A 2,378-nucleotide genomic window follows, 5' to 3' on the forward strand; every position below is an offset into this window, starting at 1 on the left:
GCCGGCACGGAGCGCGGCGGGGGGTGCTCTACTCCGGCCTGGGTGAGCGGCCGGTCCGCAGCATGCGGAGGACCGCCCGCTCCACGGCGCCCCGGGTCGCCGGTGTGCCGGGCGTGTCGTCGGCTCCGAGGGCCGGGAGCGCGGCGGAACGACGGCTTGCAGATGGCCGTTGGGCCGGGCGCAGATCCACACGTCGCGCCAGGCCGGCGGAATGACCAGTGCCCTGGCCCTCGCCAGCTCCGCCGGGTCGCGCAGCGGCTCGCCGTGCGCGTCCAGGTGGCCGAAGCCGCGCCCGCGGCGCTTTCGGCTGTCTCCCGGGTCGGTCGGCCGGCTGTGGTGGAGGCGCAACCGGACCTCCCTTGCACGCACCGCTCCGGTTCCGGCGACCCGGTTCCGGCGGCGGTTCACGGCTGTTCCGGGTGCCGAATACCCCGTAACACTCTGCGAAATCCTCCGCTTTGGTCGTTTTGCGACCCACCGGATCGGCGTCGCGGTCCACCCGCTGGCCGCGGGTGGCAGCGGCGGGGCCGGGGCCTCCGTCTTCGCCTTCGTCGACGGCGACAGGAGAGCGGTGTGCGCGCGTCGGGGCCCTGGCGCGTGTGCGGCCCGGGGTGCCGGGTCGGCCGTCAGGGGTTGAGGCGCCACAGTGCGCGGGCCCACGCGATGTCGTAGAGCACCCACGCGACGTAGCCGCCGACAAGCACCAGCGACAGCGGGTCCTCCGCGACGGTCACCAGCAGCGCGACCACCGGCACGGTGAACGCGACCATGCCGTAGAAGCCCGCACGCGGGCTGCGGCGGCCGAAGAAGAGTCCGTTCCACGCCTCGTTGCCGACCAGCACCACGAACGACAGGACGACCGCCGCCACGTCGTCCCGGTCGAACGCCCGGTACAACACCACGCCCATCAGGACGTAGTAGGCCAGGCCCACCAGCAGGAACCCCTGGAAGGGGATCATCCACCTCGGTCGGCGCAGCTCACGGAACCAGCGCAGGGCGTCCTTGGGCACCCAGAGATTGCCCAGGACAGCCGCCAGGACCACACTGCCGATCGTCACCGCCGCCGGAATCCACTGCACGCCCGGCAGTGTAGGCGTGGCCGGGCCAGGCCGGGGCTCGGACGTCCGCCCGCTCGGTGGCCGCGGAGCCCGGTCACCGAGCGGCCTCCCGGCCCGGGTCGACCGGCGGCCGGCGGCCCCGGGTCAGGGGCGGGTCTCGGTGTGTCCGCAGACCCAGGCCAGCGCGTCGTGGACCCCGTGCAGGTACTCGCGGGGAACGCTGCGCTGCGTCGAGTCCTCCATCTGCACAGCGGCGGCGTCCGCCTCGGCGGTCAGGGTCTCCATACTCGGGGCGCCCGCCACGGTGTAGGCGGTGACCGGCGCCGCGTCCCCCCGTCCGAGAGCCCACAGGTAGGCCGCCAGGGCTCCCCTGCTGTACTGCGTCTGCCGGTCCGGGCCGGCGGCGGTCTTCTCCAGCCGCCGGAAGGCGTCCTCCGCCTCGGCGACCCCTCTTATGCCCACCATCGCCGTGCCCACCGTCGCTCTTCCTCCGCCATGACTGCCTCCTCGCCGAAGTCCCTGCTCGTGCCGTTACGGCTTCTGGTTACGGCTTTCCGCAGCCGCGCCGGACATGCGCGGCGCGCACGGCGGGACCGCCCGTGCGGCCGGAGCCGGCGATTGAGGCGGTGCGGGTCGGGCAGACGGGGGAGCATGGGAGCGCTGAATCGATGGGAACAAGCGATAGAACACTGGACGGCGGCGTTGCGGGCGAGGGTGTCCCGCGGCCATGACCCGGTTGAGCTGTTCGACGCGTTGCGGCAGGAGTGCGACCGGCACGCGGTGGTGTGCAGCGGGAGCCGGGTGGTGGTGCCCAACGCCTACGACGTCGAACTCGACGAGGAGGCACACCGTCAACTGGACGCCTACCCAGGCGAGCTGGGCGAGGACCTCACCGACGTGCTGATCCGCCACGGCGAGAACAAGGGCTACGAGTGGGCCGGCCCGCTCACCGTGCACGTGGGCAAGTGCAGCAAGGCGCGCAACGGACGGTACCGGGTGGCCGGCATCGTGCGGCAGAACATACGTGCCGAAACGTTCACCCGCATCCATGAGACGACGGCCGGCAGGGCCGTAGCCGGACGGAGCTGACCCGGGCAGTCACGGTTCAAGGCTCCGAGGCTCCGAAGCTCCGAAGCTCCGACAGCGGCGGAGAACTTCGGAGAGCGCCGGTTCCGTCGGGAAGACCGGGAGAGCCCCGGTTCGTCGAAGGCAGGGGCGGCGCAGGGCAGCGAGGCGGTATTCGGTCTCGCTCCCCTGCGCCGCCCCTGCGCACGACGGACCCTACCGCGGACGAGTGGGGACGGGACCGGGGGGGGGGCG

Annotated in this window: 3 protein-coding genes and 1 pseudogene; 1 reads left to right on the forward strand and 3 read right to left on the reverse strand. The window is 73.0% G+C overall.

Annotated elements, in window-relative coordinates; genetic code table 11:
* Positions 1–150 precede the first annotated feature (150 nt).
* The 3 genes and pseudogenes from ACYVE9_RS23255 to ACYVE9_RS23265 form a co-directional block, all read right to left on the reverse strand.
* A pseudogene (locus ACYVE9_RS23255) lies at positions 151–348 on the reverse strand (DNA topoisomerase IB); the annotation flags it as partial.
* A gap of 278 nt (positions 349–626) precedes the next feature.
* Positions 627–1,079 carry a tryptophan-rich sensory protein gene (locus ACYVE9_RS23260; protein ID WP_461029848.1) on the reverse strand — a complete coding sequence of 151 codons (453 nt, stop codon included), beginning with the start codon at positions 1,077–1,079 and terminating at the stop codon, positions 627–629.
* 123 nt (positions 1,080–1,202) lie between these two features.
* Positions 1,203–1,535 (reverse strand): hypothetical protein, encoded by a 333-nt coding sequence (locus tag ACYVE9_RS23265; RefSeq protein ID WP_461029849.1) that lies wholly within the window; start codon positions 1,533–1,535, stop codon positions 1,203–1,205.
* Between the two features lie 174 nt (positions 1,536–1,709).
* Here ACYVE9_RS23265 and ACYVE9_RS23270 point away from each other — a divergent pair, with 174 nt between their 5' ends.
* On the forward strand, positions 1,710–2,147 hold the full coding sequence (locus ACYVE9_RS23270; RefSeq protein WP_461029850.1) for a DUF3662 domain-containing protein: 438 nt from the start codon (positions 1,710–1,712) through the stop codon (positions 2,145–2,147).
* Positions 2,148–2,378: the final 231 nt, after the last annotated feature.

The organism is Streptomyces sparsus, from assembly GCF_054776295.1.

Excerpts from the sequence above, each read along its gene's own strand:
- ACYVE9_RS23270 (WP_461029850.1), top strand. The coding sequence starts at position 1,710 with ATGGGAGCGCTGAATCGATGGGAACAAGCGATAGAACACTGGACGGCG.